This window comes from Psychroserpens sp. (assembly GCF_045105015.1).
Classification (GTDB): Bacteria; Bacteroidota; Bacteroidia; order Flavobacteriales; family Flavobacteriaceae; genus Psychroserpens.
Window position 1 is genome coordinate 1 of sequence record NZ_JBGCCX010000120.1, and the last position, 4,617, is coordinate 4,617.

Below are 4,617 nucleotides of genomic sequence, written 5' to 3' on the forward strand. Positions count from 1 at the left end.
TTTATTTAATGTGTATTTACCACCATCTTTACGTGATGGAATATCATCTGAATAAAAAACTGCTTTTGTTGTAAAGCTAGCTCCATTTTCAATAACATCTGCTTTAAACTCTTTAAGTCTATCGATTACTTTTTGCTTTTCAACTTCAGTTATTTCAGGAATAACAACAATTTGAGCCACTTTTAATTCTGTTCCAAAAACTGGTCGCTCATCTTCAGGAATAGTATTAAAATATTCTCTAACCTCTTCAGGAGTTACTTCAATTTCAGATACAATCTTACGTTGCTTGTCTGCTGCTAACTTTGCATTTTTGTTAAGCTCAAACATTTCATCACGTAAACTCTGCTCTGAGTCTTTATTGTAAAAAGAAAGCAACTCTTCCATGGTACCACCTTTTGTTTCTAAGAACGCAGATATTTGTTGCTCGATACTAGAACGAATTTCTAATTCATTAATTGGAATACTATCTTGAATGGCATGATGCGCATACAATTTATCCTCTAATAACTTACCAAACAATTGACAACGCGAAATATCAGCAGTTGAAACACCACGAGCTTGAAGTTGAATGAATTCTTTATCAACATCTGAATCAAGAACAACGTAATCACCTATTACTGCAACTACACCATCAATTTTAACACGGCTTCCTGCTTTTGTAGTATCCGTTTCTGTTTTTGGTTTTGCGACTTCATCTTCAATGATTTCTTGTGATACAACTATTTGCGCACAGAATGTTAAGACAATAGTAATTACTAACTTTATGTTATTTGTAGATTTCAAATTGTTTATTTTTAATAGCATCTTTTGTAATATCAGTTTCAAGCTTGTTGATGAGCTCTAGTTTTCTTTTATTGATAATTATTTGATCAACAGTAGGTTTTACATAGTCTAAAGGTGCAATATCGTTCTGAAATAATACATCTTTAATTTGCACCAAATATAGGTCTAATGAATCTTTGAGCTGTACAAAATTAGATTTTTTTAACAGTTCTTTTTTGTTTTTAGAATTTACAGCCGGAATTTTATTTACAATCTGAGATGTCTGTATCCAAATAGAGTCGTTTAATGAATAAGATTTGAATTGCACTGAAATAGAATCTAGGTAGCGTTTGTCATCTTCATCAAACCGTTTAAAGCGCTCTTTTATTTCGGATTCATTAATCGCATTATTAGGAATCGTAATGTACCGAAACCTTAATAACTCCTCATTAAGCTTAAAGGTTTCTTTATTGGCTTCGTAAATTTCTTGTGCTTCTTCATTACTAATTACTGTATCAACAGTTTTATTAACTAGAGCTTCTAAATATGCTTTAGTATACAGATCTTTTTTATACTGATCTACTAGTCGTTGATAGTTATCTTGCTGTGCTTCTGAAAGATTACGCTCTGCTCCATCGACGAGTAATAATTGCGTTGCCCAACGATTAATAAATCCGTTGACTATAAACGTACTGTCTTCCTCAGAAATACCATCAGCAACAAGTGCATTTATATCGTCTTCATACAAATAGGAATCATTAACTCGTGCCAAAGGAGTTTTCTCATCTATAGGTTTAAAAAAACTACAAGACGACAATAAGACTAGGCTTGATATGACAACAATTGATTTTTTAAACAACTAGTTAAGAATTTGTGCTTTGACCTTTTTAAAGACTTTAGTATCTACTTTCACAGTGTAACGTTTATTGAGAGCTGCGATCCAATCGTCTTCAATTTGATTTTGGTAATCGCTTACAACTTTTCCTCTTGCCTCTTCAAGTGTCTTTTCGCCTTTAGGCATAACATCATTTACTTTAATAACATGGTATGCGTCATTATGCATGTATATTTTTGAAATTCCTTTTTTAAATTCAAAACCTGATGGTAGTGCTTGATTTCCTTCTTCAAAAACATCACTAGTAGAAATAATATTTTGCGTTTCACCATCATTAAGATTGTCCTCAATAGTTTCGATAGATTTCCCTTTATTCAATAATTTGATTGCTTTATTAATCATTTTCTCGTTAGCAGAAGACAAGATTACTGCGTCTACTCTATCATTCCACATGTAGTTACTTTTATGAGCTTGAAAGTAAGATTTTAAACCTACTGAATCTTTTGATGCTGCGTTCCATACTTCTTTCTCCATGAGATCAAATAGCAATAGACCATCTCTGTATTCTTTTAGAACATGAGCGAAATCTTCATTTTCGTTTTCTAAATTATCTTTGTGATATGTGATAATTTGTTCCTCTTTGTAAGTATTATATATTCCCGTAACAAGAGCGTTCGCACTTACCTTTTTATTATTATACTTACGTTGATTTTTAAACAAATGCTGAGCAAAATTGCCGTAAGTAATTGTTTTATCACCTATAGTTATAAATGTTTTGTCTTGATTTAAATCTTCAGGAACAATCCAAGCTTGTTTGAAGTAATTGTCATTGATAATACTTTCAAAATACGCTAATGCTTCTGTATTGTCTTTAACTTTATATTTTAAATTTAATTCATTTGCTAAAGCTGTATTTATTAACCTAGAGCGAGAATCACGTCTTACTTTATTTACGAAAGTAGCTTCAACATCTTCAAAGGGTTGCACTCCTTTTTTCTCGATTAATTTAACAATGTGCCAACCAAAATCAGTCATAAAAGGTTCAGAAACGTCTCCATTTTCTTTGAGACTAAACGCCACGTCTTCAAACTCTTTAGATCCTAATTGTCCTCCAGTAAAAGGGGTTAGCATCCCTCCTTTTGCAGAAGAACTCTTATCGTCTGAAAATTGCTTAGCTAAAGACTCAAACTTTTCGCCTTGTTGTAATTTCTTGTAAATTTCTTTGATACGCGTTTCTTGATTAAGTAAACTATCCTTCTGGTCTTTAGCTACCATTATATGTGCTACAGTGACTTCGCCTAACGATGGTCGCTTATTGGTTACATTAACAATATGAAATCCAAAACGGGTTCTAAACGGCATTGACACCTCGCCTACCTTAGTGTTGAATGCAACAGTTTCAAAAGCATAAACCATTTTAAATGATGAGAAATAACCTAAGTTTTCAGCAAAAACAGTTTTTCCATTATGAACTTCTTTTTGTACTGCATCATAACCTTCTTTAATAATGCGATCACGCAATTTTAACAATCGATTATAAACTTCAGTAGTATCTTTTTCATTTTCTTCAATTCTAATAAGAACATGTGATGCTTCAATATCCATAGTTGAACGATCATAAGCTTCTTTAACTAAGTTATCAGTCACTTTACTTTCAGACATATAATTTTTAGTCAGCTGCGATTTATAATTAGAAAACTCTCTAATATATTTTGCGTCCTTATCTAATTCTAAACGTTTTGCTTCTTTAACCTTTAATTGATAATTAATGAAAAGTTCGAGATAAGCATCTACATCTTTTTGTGATTCATCTTTTACTAAATCTAAATTCTTACTATACACTCTCACAAACTCTGAAGCCATAACTGGCTCATTATCAACAGTAAATAAGACGTCGTTTTTATCAACTTGTGCAAAGAGTGCACATGACAGACAAAAGAAAATAACAGTAATAAATTGTTTCATTGTTTTATTATTAGGTATTAAATGTACGATTTGATTGTTTCAAACTTCAGCAAAAATAACACAATTCATACATTTAACAAGATGCTTTTTTTTAAACGTCTAACAGAAGAATTTAGTATGCTAAAAAATCGTAAGAAAGTCATACTTTTCGGTAGGTTTCAAATATAAAATGTTTACGATTATCGGATTTTAACAACAAATGAGCTAAAATGATGTCTGAAAGCAGGAAATGACTGTGTTTATTACAAAAAAGACATTATATTTATCGTCTTAATAAATCCCTCGCAATGCTTTATACTACAGAAATTATAGTTAAAGTCCCTCTAGATGTGTTTGCTTCCAAAATGGATAACATTGAAAACATGAAACACTGGCAAAGAGGACTTCAGACTGCCGAACACCTCTCAGGAAACCCAGGAAGTTTAGGTTCAAAAATAAAACTTAATTACAAGTATGATAAGCGTGATATGGAAATCATTGAAACAATAACAAAAAGTGATTTTCCAAATGAATTTCATGCGACTTACAATACAAAAGGCATGAATAATATTCAGAAGAATCATTTTACAGAAACTCCAGATGGTTTTACAAAATGGACTTCAGTAAATGAATTTATTCCATTAAATTTTCCAATGAGAATCATGCTGTTTTTAATGCCTAGTGCGTTTAAGAAACAATCCTTAAAATACATGCAAGATTTTAAAAATTTTGCAGAAAACGGAACCTCAGTAGCCCATGCGTAAACTAAAACTTATTTGGGATTTTCGTGGTCCGAATGCCTTAAAAACTGCAGAACACCACACCATACATTTAAAAGAATATATTACCATTCAAAAATTAAACATTGACATTACAGGTTTTAATGCTTTGAGTGATATGCATGCCATTGCCTTTATGGTTGTAGACGAACAAGACATGAAACCTATTAGAGATGCTTTAAAACCTCATCGAGGACAAATACACCAAGACTAATTTAATTTTTAAACAATGAATATCATTAAAAAAGTTTCCCTTTTTATACCAACAGTTTTGTTACTATTTACCAGTTGTCAAAC

General features: G+C 31.5%; 4 protein-coding genes and 1 pseudogene. 2 read left to right on the top strand and 3 right to left on the bottom strand.

Annotation, left to right across the window (positions count from 1 at the left end; genetic code table 11):
- From AB8B90_RS09035 to AB8B90_RS09045, 3 genes and pseudogenes are all read right to left on the bottom strand, one after another.
- Positions 1-783, bottom strand: a pseudogene (locus AB8B90_RS09035) (peptidylprolyl isomerase); the annotation flags it as partial.
- A complete protein-coding gene (locus AB8B90_RS09040; RefSeq protein WP_405335923.1) occupies positions 767-1,621 on the bottom strand; it encodes a peptidyl-prolyl cis-trans isomerase in 855 nt (284 codons plus the stop codon). The pseudogene AB8B90_RS09035 and the gene AB8B90_RS09040, both read right to left, overlap by 17 nt.
- Positions 1,622-3,562, bottom strand: coding sequence for a peptidylprolyl isomerase (locus AB8B90_RS09045; protein WP_405335926.1), 1,941 nt, complete (start codon positions 3,560-3,562; stop codon positions 1,622-1,624).
- 287 nt (positions 3,563-3,849) lie between these two features.
- Between AB8B90_RS09045 and AB8B90_RS09050 the strand changes: the two genes are divergently transcribed.
- Positions 3,850-4,305 (top strand): SRPBCC family protein, encoded by a 456-nt coding sequence (locus tag AB8B90_RS09050; RefSeq protein ID WP_405335929.1) that lies wholly within the window; start codon positions 3,850-3,852, stop codon positions 4,303-4,305.
- On the top strand, positions 4,298-4,534 hold the full coding sequence (locus AB8B90_RS09055; RefSeq protein ID WP_405335932.1) for a hypothetical protein: 237 nt from the start codon (positions 4,298-4,300) through the stop codon (positions 4,532-4,534). The genes AB8B90_RS09050 and AB8B90_RS09055 overlap by 8 nt, the downstream gene beginning before the upstream one ends.
- Positions 4,535-4,617: the final 83 nt, after the last annotated feature.